This is a genomic window from Pseudomonas brassicacearum (genome assembly GCF_003732175.1).
GTDB classification, from domain to species: Bacteria; Pseudomonadota; Gammaproteobacteria; order Pseudomonadales; family Pseudomonadaceae; genus Aquipseudomonas; species Aquipseudomonas brassicacearum_G.
Genome location: NZ_MOBI01000004.1, coordinates 161,297 through 175,934, shown reverse-complemented (window position 1 = coordinate 175,934; position 14,638 = coordinate 161,297). Strand labels below are relative to the sequence as shown.

Sequence of the window (14,638 nt, the reverse complement as noted above, 5' to 3'; positions counted from 1 at the left end):
GAATCATAGGGCCCGCTAATTTATGAAACTGGCGAGCTCCGCTTTTGTGGCGAGGGGGCTTGCCCCCGTTGGGCCGCGAAGCGACCCAAAAACCTGCAACGGTATTTAATCAGGCATACCTCGTTGGCTGTTTTTACGACTGCTGCGCAGCCGAACGGGGGCAAGCCCCCTCGCCACAGGGTTCTGCAGGTGCCTTTAGCGTCGGCGTTTTTCCAGGGAATAAACGAACGGTGCGACGATTTCGATCGAGCCGTTGCTCAGCATGTCGGCTGGTGGCTTGGGCAGTGGCTGGGCGCGGCGGATCATTTCCAGGGTGGCCCGGTCCAGATCGGCATTGCCGGAACGACCGACCAGCTCGTAAGACAGCACGTTGCCTTCAGCGTCGACCACGAAGCGCAGACGGTTCAAGCCTTCCTTGCCACGCGACTGGGCGGCTGGCGGGTACTTCTTGTACTTGGCCAGGTGCGCCAGCAGTGTGCCTTGCCAGCTTTCCTTGGCCGCAGACTGCGCCGGCGTTGGGCCTGGGGCAGGTTGCGCGGATTTCTCCGTCGGGGTGTTGGTCGATGGCGCGTCGCTGGGTTTTTCCTCGGCCGGTTTTTCTTTCGGCGGCTCGGGCTTTTTCTCCACCGGCTTGGGCGGTTGAGGCTTGGGCTTGGGTTTGACCGGCTTGGGCACCGAGATCGTCGGTTTTGGCGCTTCCGCCAGTTTCGGCAGCGGCAGCTCTTCGACCGGGGCCGGTGGTTGCGGTGGCGTCACGACCTTGGGTGGTGCCGGTGGCGGTGGTGCCGGAAGCGGCGCCAACTCGACCATCATCGCCATCGGCGGCAGCTCGACCGGCGGCGAGGACTTCCAGTTGAGCGCGAGCAGAATCGCGACCGCATGGACGCCCAGCACCACGGCCAGGCTAGCGCCGTAACGCGTCAGCTTTTGGCGCGTCGTGATCATTTCTTGGCTGCCGTCTCAAGTCCGACCAAGCCGACTTTCAGGTAGCCGGCGGCCCGCAGGGCGTCCATCACGTGCATCAGGTCGCCGTAGTCCACGCCTTTATCGGCCTGGAAGAAGATGGTCGTGTCCTTCTTGCCGTGGGTTCGCGCATCGAGGGTCGCGCCAAGGGTTTCGGCGTTGACTTCGTCTTCGCCCAGGTACAAGCGCTGGTCGGCCTTGACGCTGAGGAACACCGGTTTCTCCGGCCGCGGCGCCGGCTTGGCGGTCGAGGCGGGGAGGTCAACCTTGATGTCCACGGTGGCCAGCGGCGCGGCGACCATGAAGATGATCAGCAGCACCAGCATCACGTCGATGAACGGGGTGACGTTGATTTCGTGGTTCTCGGCGAGATCGTCGTCTGCGCCTTCCTTTAAATGCAGGCCCATGGCGGATTACCCTACTTTGACCATGTGCGGTTGCGAAGGAATGCGCTCGGGCGGCAGGTGGTCGAGGTCGCGGCTGACCAGCAGCAGGACCTGCGCCGAAGCATCGGAAACCTGGGCTTTGTAGCCGGCGATGGAGCGGGCGAAGACGTTGTAGATGACCACCGCAGGAATCGCGGCCACCAGGCCCAGCGCGGTAGCCAGCAGGGCTTCGGCGATACCGGGGGCGACGACGGCGAGGTTGGTGGTCTGGGTTTTGGCGATGCCGATGAAGCTGTTCATGATGCCCCACACGGTGCCGAACAGACCCACGAACGGTGCGGTGGAACCGATGGTGGCCAGCACGCCGGTGCCGCTGCTCATGTTGCGACCGCAGGCGGCCACCAGACGCTCGAGGCGGAAGCTGACGCGTTCCTTGATGCCTTCTTTTTCACGGCTGTTGGCCGACAGGCGCATTTCTTCGAGGGCGTCGTGGACCAGCAGGTTGGCGAGGGTGCCTTCCTTGGCCGCACTGGCGCTGGCTTCTTTAAGGGTGGTGGCTTTTTTCAGGCTGGCGATTTCACCGCGCAGACGACGCTTGGCGCCCAGCAACTCAAGGCCCTTGGCGATCCAGATAGTCCAGGTGATGATCGAGGCGATGGCCAGGCCGATCATCACGATTTTTACGATGATGTCGGCGTTCTGGTACATGCCCCATGGCGACAGGTCATGGGCCATGCCCAGGGAATTGTCGGCTTCGAGGGCTTCAGGTGCATCAGCGGCAGCATCTTCGGAGGCCAGTGCCGGGGCGGCGGCGACAGGCGTCACGACCGGGGTGGCGTGATCCGCGTGATCAGCAGCGACTGGCGCGGATGCTGTTGCCGCTGGTGCGGTCGGCTCGACGGCGAAGGCAGCGGTCGGGGCCAGCAGCAGGCTGAACAGCAGCGCGGCGACCGCGCTCAGGGCGCGAGTGGGACGAGCAAGCGTGGTTGGCGAAGCGGAGAGTGAATTACGTGTCATGCTGGCCGGACCTGAGAGAAGAAGAGGGTTGAATGTCCTTCCAGGCCTCGTGGGCCGAGAACAAAAGTGGCGGGCATTATTGCAAGTAATTCTTGTTAACAAAAGTAATAGAGTCTCTTTTTTTCTTTGATTGCTAGCCGCGCGCCCAATGCCAAGGCTAGCCTGTACCTTTCTGATGGGAGAATTTTGATGTCCGCGCCTTCTGTTTTAATCGCCGGTTGTGGCGATGTCGGCGGCCGTCTGGCCACTCAACTGTTGGCCTCGGGGTGGGAGGTTCATGGCTTGCGGCGTGACATCTCGCGCTTGCCCGAGGGCGTTATTGGCGTTGCCGGCGACTTGTTCAATGAAGACTGCCCGGCGACCTGGCCCGTCGGTGCGGTGGATTACCTGGTGTATTGCGCGGCCGCCACCGATCACGATGAAGCCGGTTACCGCGCCGCTTATGTCCAGGGTTTGCAGCATGTGCTGGGTTGGCTGGACGACTACGGCCAGGCGCCCAAGCACCTGCTGTTCGTTTCCAGCAGTAGCGTTTATGGGCAGCAGAATGGTGAATGGGTCGATGAAACTTCGCCGACTCAAGCGGACGGCTATTCCGGGCGAGTGATGCTGGAAGCTGAGCAGGTTGCTTTGAACAGCGGCATCCCTGCCAGTCTTGTGCGCTTGACCGGGATTTACGGTCCGGGCCGCGAGCGGCTACTGACGCAGGTGCGCGGGGGGTATCGCGTGGCCATCGACCCGCCGCTGTATGCCAATCGTATTCATGCCGACGACGCCGCAGGCTTGCTGGCCTTCTTGCTCAAGGCGGATGACCAGGGTGCCGCACTGGATGAGTGCTATATCGGTGTCGACGACGCGCCCGCGCCGTTGTCGGATGTGGTGGGCTGGTTGCGCGAGTACCTTGGGGTGACCGAATGGGCCGACGATGCCAGCGTGCGCCGTACCGGCAGCAAGCGTTGCAGCAATGCTCGCGCCAAGGCGCTGGGTTGGACACCGCGCTATCCGAGCTTTCGCGAAGGGTATGCGGCGATTCTTGAAGACCGCAGCTGACAGTCAAACACCACAAACAACTGTGGGAGCGAGCCTGCTCGCGAAGGGGCCTTAACATTCAACATCATCATTGAATGTTACGCCGTCATCGCGAGCAAGCTCGCTCCCACATTGGTTCTTTGGTGACCCTAGAGCAGGATCACTGTTTTTCCAGTGTCCATTGGCGATTGCCAGGGGCGAACGAAGGTACTTCGTCCGTCTGGGCGCCGTTGACTGCCTGGAAGATTTCCATCTGTTTGCCGTTGCGGGTGAAGATCCACGGGTTGCCTTGGCCGCTCAGTTGCAGCCAGACCGTGTCGTGGCCGCCGCTCATGGAGGCGCAGTCGCCCGCCAGGCACAGCGCGTAACGGTCAGCGCCGGGCAGGCCCTGAACGGCGCCATCGGCCTGGAACTGCACGGTGCTGCCTTCGCCAGGACCGTTGACGATCTTCCAGCTGCCGCCCAGGTACGCTGAGTACAGCGCGCGCTCGAAGCTGGCGCCAATCGGCGCGCCTTCGGGAGCGATGTCTTTGGCGCGGTCAAACAGTTGCTCGGGCTCGTTGTCGTTGGCCACTTGGTGCAACTGTTTGCCGTCGCGCTTCAATTCGGTGGCAGCGCTGCCATAAAACTCGACTTTCCAGGCATCGGATTTCCCGCCGAGCATTTTGCCTTCGACGTTCTCGAAACCGTTTGTGTACCGCGCCTGGCCGGCCTTGGTGTTGACGTCCCACTCCAGGTTCGGGCCATAGGCTTGCAGCGCTTCGCGCAGCGGGCCGCCCTTGGCCGCCGCATCGATTGCCGACTGGTTGATCCAGGTGCCACTGATGTCGCGGTCGGCAGGGTTACTGGCACAGCCACCGAGAAACACCGCGAGCAACGAGAGAGCTAGCGCTTTGCGCATGAGGAGATCCTTACAGAACGAAGTCGGCGCAGCCTGGGAGGCTGCGCCGTGCGTATTACTCGATGACCAGGATGGCGTCCATTTCAACCTGCGAACCCTTTGGCAGGGCGGCCACGCCGATGGCGGCGCGCGCAGGGTAAGGCTGGTCGAAGTATTTGCCCATGATCTCGTTGACCTTGGCGAAGTGGCTCAGGTCGGTGAGGAAGATGTTCAGTTTGACGATGTCCTTGAACGAACCGCCAGCGGCTTCAGCCACGGCTTTCAGGTTCTCGAACACCTGGACGGTCTGGGCTTCGAAGCCTTCGACCAGTTCCATGGTTTTTGGATCGAGCGGGATCTGGCCGGACATGTAGACGGTGTTGCCAGCCTTGATCGCCTGGGAGTAAGTACCGATGGCGGCCGGGGCCTTGTCGCTGGTGATAACAGTCTTGGTCATGTATGACTCCTTGTAATGGGGTGCTGGATGGACGAGCTAGGCACGCATGCGGGTGATGCGAATCACCCCGGTCAGGGCGCGCAGTTTCTTGATCACGCGGGCCAGGTGTACACGGTCGTGTACGCTGACCACCAGTTGGACCACGCTGATACGACCGTCGCGTTCGTCCATGCTGATTTTTTCGATGTTGCCGTCCGCAGCGTTGACGCTGCTGGCCAGCAAGGCAATCAGGCCGCGCTGGTGTTCCAGCTCGACGCGCAGTTCGACGTTGAATTCACCGGTGACATCCTTGGCCCAAGAGAGCTGGATGCATTTTTCCGGGTTATGGCGGATTTCGCTGATGTTGCGGCAGTTGTCCAGGTGCACGACCATGCCTTTGCCGGCAGACAGGTGGCCGACAATCGGGTCGCCCGGGATCGGCGTGCAGCACTTGGCGTAACTGAGCACCAGGCCTTCGGTGCCGCGAATCGCCAGCGGACCTTCCGGGCTTGGCAGCTGTTCGCCTTCGCCAAGCAGGCGGCGGGCGACGACGTAGGCCATGCGATTGCCCAGGCCGATGTCTTCGAGCAGGTCTTCGATCAGTTCGAGGCGGTATTCGTTGAGCATCGCCTTGATGCGCTCGGCCGGGACTTTTTCCAGCGAGCTGTCGAAGCCGTTGAGTACCTTGTTCAGCAGGCGTTCGCCGAGGCTGATGGACTCGGAGCGGCGCTGCAGTTTCAGCGCGTGACGAATATGTGTGCGGGCCTTGCCGGTGACCACGAAGTTGAGCCAGGCCGGGTTCGGCCGTGCGCCCGGAGCGCTGACGATCTCGACCGTCGAGCCGCTTTGCAGTGGTTCGGACAGCGGCGCCAGGCGACGGTTGATCCGGCAGGCGATGCAGCTGTTGCCAACGTCGGTGTGCACCGCGTAAGCGAAGTCGACCGCCGTGGAGCCTTTTGGCAGCTCCATGATCCGGCCTTTTGGCGTGAACACGTAGACCTCGTCCGGGAACAGGTCGATCTTCACGCTTTCAATGAATTCCAGCGAGTTGCCGGCGCGTTGCTGCATTTCCAGCACGCCCTTGACCCACTGGCGGGCGCGGGCGTGAGTGCCTTTTGGCTGCTCGTCGCCGCTGGATTTGTACAGCCAATGGGCGGCGATGCCGTTGTTGGCCATCTCTTCCATTTCACGGGTGCGGATCTGGATTTCGATCGGTACGCCGTGCATGCCGAAGAGCGTGGTGTGCAGCGACTGATAGCCGTTGGCCTTGGGAATCGCGATGTAATCCTTGAAGCGACCCGGCAACGGTTTGTACAAATTATGCACAGCACCGAGCACGCGGTAGCAGGTATCGACCTTGTCGACGATGATCCGGAACGCGTAGACGTCCATGATCTCGTTGAAGGCCCGGCGCTTGCCGCGCATTTTCGTGTAGATGCCGTAGAGGTGTTTCTGGCGACCGCTGACCTCGCCCTGAATGCCGTCGATGGCCAGGCAGTGGCTGAGGGATTCTTCGATCTTGTTGACGATTTCCTTGCGATTGCCCCGGGCGCGTTTGACCGCCTGGTAGATCCGCGCGGAACGCATCGGGTGCATCGCCTTGAAGCCCAGGTCTTCGAATTCTACGCGGATCGCGTGCATACCTAGCCGGTTGGCGATGGGCGCGTAGATTTCCAGGGTTTCCTTGGCGATCCGCCGGCGTTTTTCACCGGACAGGACTTCCAGCGTGCGCATGTTGTGCAGGCGGTCGGCCAGTTTGACCAGGATCACGCGAATATCGCGCGCCATGGCCATGGCCATTTTCTGGAAGTTTTCGGCTTGGGCTTCGGCTTTGGTCTCGAAGTTCATCTGGGTCAGTTTGCTGACCCCGTCGACCAGTTCGGCCACGGTTTCGCCAAACTGCGCAGAGAGCGCTTCCTTGGCAATACCGGTGTCTTCGATCACGTCATGCAGCATCGCGGCCATCAAACTCTGATGGTCCATGTGCATGTCGGCAAGAATATTCGCGACCGCTAGCGGGTGCGTGACGTACGCCTCGCCGCTGCGGCGGCGCTGGCCGTCGTGGGCTTGTTCGGCGTAGAAGTACGCTCGGCGGACCAGGTTGACCTGGTCAGTGCCGAGGTAGGTCGATAAGCGTTCGGCGAGGGCGTCTATGCTCGGCATGATGACTCCTGCCGTTCGCTGTGACCCCGCGCCGTACTACGTCGACCAGGCATGGGCTTAGACGGCCTCGTTGGACTCGTCCTCGAACGCTGCGAACAGCGGTTCGTCTTCGACGATTTCAGCATTGGCGATGAACTCGTAGCTCATCAGGCCTTCAGCGATTTCACGCAGGGCCACAACGGTAGGTTTGTCGTTTTCCCACTGGACCAGAGGCTCTTTGCCGCCGGTGGCCAGTTGACGGGCACGCTTGGTAGAGAGCATGACCAGCTCAAAGCGGTTTTCCACGTGTTCTAGGCAGTCTTCAACGGTTACGCGGGCCATGGTATTCCTCGGAGCGAATGCAATATGCGCGCTGCCCGGTTGGGCGAGCGGACTCAACAGTTTAAAAAATCACCAGCGATTAGGGAAGCGCTGATTTTTTAACCAAGCCCTTCAACGCGCTGCAAGTGCCAATGTAAAGCCCTTGCAGCGGTTTTGGGAAGAGCTGATTCAGCCCAGCAATTCGGCAAGTAATTTACCGAAACGCTGTTGCTGACGCTTCTGATGCAATTGATTAGCGCGGAAAATCGCTTTCAGGTCTTCCAGCGCCTGGTTGAAATCATCGTTGATGATCAGGTAGTCGTAGTCGACGTAGTGGCTCATCTCGCTGACCGCTTCGCGCATCCGGCCTTCAATGATCTCGTGGCTGTCCTGGCCACGGCCGTGCAGGCGTTGGCGCAAGGCCTCCTGGGAGGGCGGCAGAATGAAGATCGAGCGCGCATGCGGCATCAACTTGCGCACCTGCTCGGCGCCTTGCCAGTCGATTTCCAGGATCAGGTCGTGGCCTTCATCCAGGGTCTGCTGCAGGTGGCTTTGCGAAGTGCCATAGAGGTTGCCGAACACTTCGGCGCGCTCCAGGAAGTCGCCGTGCTCGATCATCTTCACGAACTGGGTGCGGTCGACAAAGTGGTAGTTCACCCCGTCCACTTCGCCCTGGCGCATGGCGCGGGTGGTGTGCGAGATCGAAAGACGGATCTGTGGAAGATCGTTGATCAGGTCCTTGACCAGGCTGGTTTTGCCAGCGCCGGACGGGGCGGAAATGATGTACAGGGTGCCAGTGCTGTGGGTCATGTCGGGGTAGCCTTACTCAATGTTCTGCACTTGTTCGCGCATCTGCTCGATCAACACTTTGAGGTTGACCGCAGCCTGGGTGCTGCGCGGGTCGAAGGCTTTGGAGCCCAGTGTATTGGCTTCGCGGTTGAGCTCCTGCATCAGGAAGTCGAGGCGTCGACCGGCAGCGCCGCCGGACTTGAGCACGCGGCGTACTTCAATGATGTGGGTGCTCAGGCGGTCCAGTTCTTCGGCGACGTCGCTTTTTTGCGCGAGCATGACCATTTCCTGTTCCAGGCGCTGCGGGTCGAGCTCGGCCTTCATGTCGGCAAAGCGGTCGAGCACCTTCTGACGCTGGGTGGCGAGCATCTGCGGAACCAGTTCGCGCAGGGTCACCACGTCTTCTTCAATCGACGTCAGGCGATCGTTGATCAGCCGGGCCAGCTCCGCACCTTCGCGCTCGCGGCCAGCCTTGAGTTCCTTGAGGCCTTCATTGAACAGGGCCAGCGCCTCGGCGTTGAGCGCTTGCGGGTCGCTTGCGTCAGCGACCAGCACGCCAGGCCAGGCCAGCACTTCCAGCGGGTTGAGGGCTGAAGGATTGTTGATCAGGCTGGCGACGGTCTCGGCGGCGGCGACCAGTTGCGCGGCGCGTTCGCGGTCGACTTGCAGCGGTTTGCCGGCGGTTTCTTCGGTGAAGCGCAGCGTGCATTCGAGTTTGCCGCGCGACAGGCCCTGACGCAGCGCTTCGCGCACGTTGCCTTCGAGGTCGCGAAAGGACTCTGGCAGGCGCAGGTGCGGTTCCAGGTAGCGGCTGTTGACCGAGCGCAGCTCCCAGCTCAGGGTGCCCTGGCTGCCGGCTTTTTCGACGCGGGCGAAGGCGGTCATGCTGTGCACCATGGAGGTACCTCGCGATTCAGGCCGGCGCCGAACCCTGCGGGCTCAACGGACCTGGTTAGATGAATTAAAGCCTACAGGCTGCAAAGGCGCAGGATTGTAGCGCAGTGCGGCGGATGCTCCCAAATGGCGCGTGTGACAAAGCGCTGCAGGTCGTCGCAGAGCGCGGTTCAGAGCCCTCGCTCGTCGCCCGGGTTTTTTAGAAGTGCCCAGGCGCGCCCGGTCGCCCTATAATGCTCGGCAGATTTCCGTCCTCCGTACAGGTGTTCCCCTATGAAACGTCCAAGTGGTCGCGTTGCCGATCAGCTCCGCTCGATCCGCATTACCCGCAACTACACCAAACACGCCGAGGGATCTGTACTGGTCGAGTTCGGTGATACCAAGGTGATCTGCACCGTCAGCGTCGAAAACGGTGTGCCGCGCTTCCTCAAGGGGCAGGGCCAAGGCTGGCTGACCGCCGAATACGGCATGTTGCCGCGCGCCACTGGCGAGCGTAACCAGCGCGAAGCGAGCCGCGGCAAGCAAGGCGGCCGTACGCTGGAGATCCAGCGTCTGATCGGTCGTTCCCTGCGCGCTGCGCTGGATATGTCCAAGCTGGGTGACGTGACCCTGTACGTTGACTGCGACGTGATCCAGGCCGACGGCGGTACGCGTACTGCCTCGATCACCGGCGCCATGGTTGCGCTGGTCGACGCCTTGAAAGTGATCAAGAAGCGCGGCGGCCTGAAAGGCGGTGACCCGCTCAAGCAGATGATTGCTGCCGTGTCGGTGGGCATGTACCAGGGCGAGCCCGTGCTGGATCTGGACTACCTTGAAGACTCGGCTGCCGAGACCGACCTCAACGTGGTGATGACCAGCACCGGTGGTTTCATCGAAGTGCAGGGCACCGCTGAAGGCGCGCCGTTCCAGCCTGAAGAGCTGAACGCGATGCTGGAGCTGGCGAAAAAAGGCATGAGCGAAATTTTCGATCTGCAAAAAGCTGCATTGGCCGACTGAGTATTCGAACTCATTCCAGGATAAGGAGAGCGCCATGAATGACGACCAGCTACCCGCACCCGCACCGAGCCAGGAAGTCAGGCAATGGGCGATGTTCTGTCATTTGTCGGCGTTTCTCGGCTACTGGTTTCCGTTCGGCAGCCTGATCGGGCCGCTGATCCTGTGGCAGATGAAGCGCGAGCAGGACCCGTTCATCGACGCGCAGGGCAAGGAAGCGCTGAATTTCCAGATCACCGTGGCGGTGGCGGCTACGATCTGTATTCCGCTGATGTTCGTATTGATCGGCATCCCGCTGTTCGGCTTGCTGGTGATCGCGGCGGTGGTGCTGACCATCATTGGCGGCGTCAAGGCCAATGAGGGTGTGGCTTACCGTTACCCCTTCACCTGGCGGCCGATCAAGTAATGGTCGGTGAGGATTCCTTTGTGGGAGCGAGCCTGCTCGCGATAGCAGTCTGACAGTCACCGCGTCGGTGTCTGGTCTACCGTCATCGCGAGCAGGCTCGCTCCCACATTGAATAATCAGCACCCATAGAAAAGCCGACATCTCTGTCGGCTTTTTTGTAGCTGCGAAAAAACGCTTAGATCGTCAGCGTCCAGTCGTAGTCCACGATCAGTGGCGCGTGTTGCGAGAACCGCGGCTGACGTGGCAAGCGAGCACTGCGTACAAAGCGGCGCAGGCCCGGGGTCAGCAGCTGGTAGTCGAAACGCCAGCCCAGGTTGAGCATCTCGGCCTGTTCGTTGTCTGGCCACCAGCTGTACTGATCGCCTTCGCGGCTGACTTCGCGCAGGGCGTCGACATATCCCATGTTGCCGACAATCTCGTCCATCCAGGCACGCTCTGGCGCCAGGAAGCCCGGGGATTGCTGGCTGTCGCGCCAGTTCTTGATATCCAGCTTTTGTTGCGCGACGTACAGCGAGCCACAATAAATGTACTCGCGACGTTTGCGCCGCTGTTTATCCAGATAACGGGCGAAATCGTCCATTAGCTTGAACTTCTGGTTCAAGTCTTCATCGCCGTTCTGCCCCGAAGGGAGCAGCAAGGTCGCGATGCTGACCTTGTCGAAATCGGCTTGCAGGTAGCGCCCGTAGCGGTCGGCCGTCTCAAAGCCGAGACCGCTGATGACAGCCTTCGGTTGCAACCGCGAGTACAAAGCCACGCCACCTTGGGCGGGAACTTCGGCATCGCAGGCATAAAGGAAGTAGCCATCCAGTTGGAAGGCTGGATCGTCCAGTTCAAAGGCGGAGGCGCGGGTGTCCTGCAGGCAGATGACGTCGGCATTCTGTGCCTGCAACCAACTGAGCAAACCACGCTCGACTGCAGCCTGAATACCATTGACGTTCACACTGATGATCCGCATAAATGGCCCCAAAAATCGCGTGCGTGTATGATACACGGCGTCTACCTAATTAGCTAAATCCGTGGTATTTGGGGTTTTTTTCATGCAAGCGTATCAGCGCGACTTCATTCGTTTTGCCATCGATCGCGGCGTTTTGCGCTTCGGTGAGTTCACCCTGAAGTCCGGGCGTACCAGTCCTTACTTCTTCAATGCTGGCCTTTTCAACTCGGGTTCTGCGCTGGCGCAGCTGGGTCGTTTCTACGCGGCAGCCATCGTCGAGAGCGGCATTGCGTTCGATGTGCTGTTTGGCCCTGCGTACAAAGGCATTCCTTTGGCGGCGACCACTGCCGTGGCATTGGCTGAGCACCATGGCCGCGATCTGCCATGGTGCTTCAACCGCAAGGAAGCCAAGGCCCACGGCGAAGGCGGCAGCCTGGTCGGCGCGCCATTGACCGGCGACGTGCTGATCATCGACGACGTGATCACCGCCGGTACCGCAATCCGTGAAGTGATGCAGATCATCGCTTCCCAGGAAGGCGCCAAGGCGGCCGGCGTGCTGATCGCGCTGAACCGTCAGGAGCGTGGCAACGGTGAATTGTCGGCAATCCAGGAAGTGGAGCGTGACTTCGGTATCCCGGTGATCAGCATTGTTTCGCTGAATCAGGTGCTGGAGTTCCTCGCCGACGATCCACAGCTCAAGCAGCATTTGCCGGCGGTAGAAGCCTATCGCGCGCAGTTCGGCGTCTAACGCCATTCCCCTTGTGGGAGCGAGCCTGCTCGCGATGAGGCCTTCACATTCAAATTGATGTGACTGAAAGACCGCTATCGCGAGCAGGCTCGCTCCCACAGGGAAAGCACAAACAAAAAGACCCCGCTCAGCCAGGCTGAGCGGGGTCTTTTTATGTGTGTTGCTTACGGACGCTTGCGATTGCTGATCAAGGTGCCCACACCGGTGTCGGTGAAAATCTCCAGCAGAATCGCATTCGGTACCCGGCCATCGATGATCAGCGAGCTGCCGACGCCGCCCTGTACGGCTTCCAGCGCGCAACGGATCTTCGGCAGCATGCCGCCGTAGATGGTGCCGTCGGCGATCAGTTCGTCGACCTGCTGGGTGCTCAGGCCGGTCAGGACCTTGCCGGACTTGTCCATCAGGCCGGCGATGTTGGTCAGCAGCATCAGCTTTTCAGCTTTCAGCGCTTCAGCAACCTTGCCGGCTACCAGGTCGGCGTTGATGTTGTACGACTCGCCGTTGACGCCGACGCCGATGGGCGCGATCACCGGGATGAAATCGCCTTTGACCAGCAGGTTCAGCAGGTCGGTGTTGATGCCGACCACTTCGCCCACCTGGCCGATGTCGATGATTTCCGGCTGGGTCATCTCCGGTGTCTGACGGGTGACGGTGAGCTTCTTCGCACGAATCAGCTCGGCGTCTTTGCCGGTCAGGCCGATGGCGCTGCCGCCGTGGCGGTTGATCAGGTTGACGATGTCTTTGTTCACCTGGCCACCGAGGACCATTTCCACCACGTCCATGGTCTGGGCGTCAGTGACGCGCATGCCGTCGATGAAGTGGCTCTCGATCGAGAGGCGCTTGAGCAGGTCGCCGATTTGCGGGCCGCCGCCGTGAACCACCACCGGGTTGATGCCCACGGCCTTCATCAGCACGATGTCGCGGGCGAAGCCGGTTTTCAGCTCCTCGCTTTCCATCGCGTTGCCGCCGTATTTGATCACCAGGGTCTTGCCGACATAGCGGCGAATGTAAGGCAGCGCTTCGGACAGGACCTTGGCGGTGTTGGCGGCGGCTTCGCGTTCGATGGTCATTCGGGGCTCCGGCACTTCAATAAAAGGCGCTTCAAAAAGTCAAAACGGTAGTTGGAGGTCAGGTGCAACACGTTTCAGTTGGGTGTGGAACACATCCTTGATGCGCTGCAGTTCGGCGTCGTTATCGGCCTCGAAACGCAGGACCAGCACCGGTGTGGTGTTGGACGCGCGAACCAGGCCCCAGCCTTTGGCATAGTCGACTCGCACACCGTCGATGGTGGTCAATTCGGCGCCGTCGCCCCAACGGGCATCGTGCAGTGCATCAATGATGCTGAATTTGCTCTCTTCGGTCACATGGATATTGATTTCTGGCGTAGAAATATCGTTCGGGAAGGTCTCGAACAACTCTTGCGCGCTGGATTTTTCCTTGCTGAGGATCTCCAGCAGCCGCGCGGCGCTGTAAATACCGTCGTCGAAACCGAACCAGCGCTCCTTGAAGAAGATGTGCCCGCTCATTTCGCCTGCGAGCAGGGCGCCGGTTTGTTTCATCTTCTTTTTGATCAACGAATGACCGGTTTTCCACATCAGCGGGCGACCGCCGTATTCCTTGATCAGTGGAGTCAGGCGACGGGTGCATTTGACGTCGAAGATGATCTCGGCGTTCGGGTTGCGTGCAACCACATCCCTGGCAAACAGCATCAGCAGACGGTCCGGGAACACGATGTCGCCGGTATTGGTCACCACGCCGACGCGGTCGCCGTCACCGTCGAAGGCCAGGCCCAGGTCGGCGTTGGTTTCCTTGACCTTGGCGATCAGGTCCACCAGGTTCTCAGGCTTGCCCGGATCCGGGTGGTGGTTCGGGAAGTTGCCGTCGACGTCGCAGAACAACGGGATGACTTCGCAGTTCAGCGCTTCGATCAGCTGAGGCGCAATAACCCCGGCAGCACCGTTGCCGCAGTCGACTACCACTTTCAGGCGTCGGGCGAGTTTGACGTCCTGGACGATTTCGGTGGTGTAGCGGTCGAGGATTTCTACTTTGGTGATGCTGCCCTTGCCGCTGCTCAGGTTGTTGGTTTTCAGGCGTTCGTGCAGGGCCTGGATCTGTTCGTTGGCCAGGGTGTCGCCGGCAATCACGATTTTGAAGCCGTTGTAGTTCGACGGGTTGTGGCTACCGGTAAGCATTACGCCAGACTTGCCGGCCAGCACGTTGGCTGCGTAATAGAGCGCCGGGGTTGGCACCAGGCCGACGTCGCTGACGTGGCAGCCGCTGTCGTGCAGGCCCTGAATCAGTTGCTCGACCAACTCCGGGCCGGATAAACGACCGTCACGGCCAACGGAGATGTTCGGTTCGTCCTGGGCCAGGGTCTGGGAGCCGATGGCACGACCGATCCAGTAAGCGGTTTCAGCGGTCAAGAATTCCGGGACGGTGCCGCGAATGTCGTAGGCGCGGAAGATGCTGTCGGGGAACTTCGGTGCAACTTGGGCTGGACTGCTCATCTGTGGGAATGCTCCATTTCGAAAGTGGCGGGACCTGCCTGCGAACAACGTGTCGACAGGTTCAAACTGAAGGGTATGACGGCGTTTTCCACAGAGAGTTCGTGGTGCGAAAAGGCCATGCTGCCGCTAACAGCGGGGCTTTGGCCAGCCAATGCCTTGATTTTCGGTGCTAAACCTTACAGATGACAATTTGAAA

General features: G+C 60.6%; 15 protein-coding genes and 1 pseudogene. 4 read left to right on the top strand and 12 right to left on the bottom strand.

Going from position 1 to position 14,638, the window contains the following annotated elements:
- Window positions 1-195: 195 nt before the first annotated feature.
- From BK658_RS03705 to exbB, 3 genes are read right to left on the bottom strand one after another with little or no spacing between them, the layout of a single operon-like run.
- On the bottom strand, window positions 196-945 hold the full coding sequence (locus BK658_RS03705; RefSeq protein WP_123581103.1) for an energy transducer TonB family protein: 750 nt from the start codon (window positions 943-945) through the stop codon (window positions 196-198).
- Complete coding sequence (gene exbD / locus BK658_RS03700; RefSeq protein ID WP_054594656.1) at window positions 942-1,370, bottom strand: TonB system transport protein ExbD; 429 nt, start codon at window positions 1,368-1,370, stop codon at window positions 942-944. Before exbD ends, BK658_RS03705 begins: the two co-directional genes overlap by 4 nt.
- 6 nt (window positions 1,371-1,376) lie before the next feature.
- The gene (gene exbB / locus BK658_RS03695) at window positions 1,377-2,366 is read right to left on the bottom strand and encodes a tonB-system energizer ExbB (RefSeq protein WP_123581102.1); all 990 of its coding nucleotides are present in this window, start codon (window positions 2,364-2,366) and stop codon (window positions 1,377-1,379) included.
- Between the two features lie 189 nt (window positions 2,367-2,555).
- Here exbB and BK658_RS03690 point away from each other — a divergent pair, with 189 nt between their 5' ends.
- Window positions 2,556-3,413, top strand: coding sequence for an SDR family oxidoreductase (locus BK658_RS03690; protein ID WP_123581101.1), 858 nt, complete (start codon window positions 2,556-2,558; stop codon window positions 3,411-3,413).
- Between the two features lie 139 nt (window positions 3,414-3,552).
- Here BK658_RS03690 and BK658_RS03685 read toward each other — a convergent pair whose 3' ends face one another.
- The 6 genes from BK658_RS03685 to BK658_RS03660 form a co-directional block, all read right to left on the bottom strand.
- A complete protein-coding gene (locus BK658_RS03685; protein ID WP_123581100.1) occupies window positions 3,553-4,293 on the bottom strand; it encodes a hypothetical protein in 741 nt (246 codons plus the stop codon).
- Window positions 4,294-4,348: 55 nt separating this feature from the next.
- The gene (locus BK658_RS03680) at window positions 4,349-4,729 is read right to left on the bottom strand and encodes a RidA family protein (protein ID WP_003229509.1); all 381 of its coding nucleotides are present in this window, start codon (window positions 4,727-4,729) and stop codon (window positions 4,349-4,351) included.
- 36 nt (window positions 4,730-4,765) lie between these two features.
- The gene (gene spoT, locus BK658_RS03675; protein ID WP_019694280.1) at window positions 4,766-6,871 is read right to left on the bottom strand and encodes a bifunctional GTP diphosphokinase/guanosine-3',5'-bis pyrophosphate 3'-pyrophosphohydrolase; all 2,106 of its coding nucleotides are present in this window, start codon (window positions 6,869-6,871) and stop codon (window positions 4,766-4,768) included.
- Between the two features lie 57 nt (window positions 6,872-6,928).
- Window positions 6,929-7,192, bottom strand: a complete 264-nt coding sequence (rpoZ, locus tag BK658_RS03670; protein ID WP_003177259.1) for a DNA-directed RNA polymerase subunit omega — start codon at window positions 7,190-7,192, stop codon at window positions 6,929-6,931.
- Between the two features lie 168 nt (window positions 7,193-7,360).
- Window positions 7,361-7,981 carry a guanylate kinase gene (gmk, locus tag BK658_RS03665; protein ID WP_019694279.1) on the bottom strand — a complete coding sequence of 207 codons (621 nt, stop codon included), beginning with the start codon at window positions 7,979-7,981 and terminating at the stop codon, window positions 7,361-7,363.
- Window positions 7,982-7,993: 12 nt separating this feature from the next.
- Window positions 7,994-8,857, bottom strand: a complete 864-nt coding sequence (locus BK658_RS03660) for a YicC/YloC family endoribonuclease (RefSeq protein WP_123581099.1) — start codon at window positions 8,855-8,857, stop codon at window positions 7,994-7,996.
- 270 nt (window positions 8,858-9,127) lie between these two features.
- On the opposite strand from BK658_RS03660, the gene rph reads away from it, so the two are divergent.
- Window positions 9,128-9,850 (top strand): ribonuclease PH, encoded by a 723-nt coding sequence (gene rph / locus BK658_RS03655; protein WP_123581098.1) that lies wholly within the window; start codon window positions 9,128-9,130, stop codon window positions 9,848-9,850.
- 34 nt (window positions 9,851-9,884) lie between these two features.
- Complete coding sequence (locus BK658_RS03650) at window positions 9,885-10,253, top strand: DUF4870 domain-containing protein (protein ID WP_123581097.1); 369 nt, start codon at window positions 9,885-9,887, stop codon at window positions 10,251-10,253.
- A gap of 175 nt (window positions 10,254-10,428) precedes the next feature.
- Here the strand turns inward: BK658_RS03650 and BK658_RS03645 are convergent, their stop codons facing one another.
- Window positions 10,429-11,208, bottom strand: a complete 780-nt coding sequence (locus tag BK658_RS03645; protein WP_003176915.1) for an exodeoxyribonuclease III — start codon at window positions 11,206-11,208, stop codon at window positions 10,429-10,431.
- Window positions 11,209-11,290: 82 nt separating this feature from the next.
- Here BK658_RS03645 and pyrE point away from each other — a divergent pair, with 82 nt between their 5' ends.
- Window positions 11,291-11,935 (top strand): orotate phosphoribosyltransferase, encoded by a 645-nt coding sequence (gene pyrE, locus BK658_RS03640; RefSeq protein ID WP_123581096.1) that lies wholly within the window; start codon window positions 11,291-11,293, stop codon window positions 11,933-11,935.
- A 164-nt stretch (window positions 11,936-12,099) separates the two neighbouring features.
- On the opposite strand, the gene argB is transcribed toward pyrE, so the two are convergent.
- The gene (argB, locus tag BK658_RS03635; protein WP_123581095.1) at window positions 12,100-13,005 is read right to left on the bottom strand and encodes an acetylglutamate kinase; all 906 of its coding nucleotides are present in this window, start codon (window positions 13,003-13,005) and stop codon (window positions 12,100-12,102) included.
- A 39-nt stretch (window positions 13,006-13,044) separates the two neighbouring features.
- Window positions 13,045-14,421: pseudogene (locus BK658_RS03630) on the bottom strand (phosphomannomutase/phosphoglucomutase); the annotation flags it as partial.
- Window positions 14,422-14,638 lie beyond the last annotated feature (217 nt).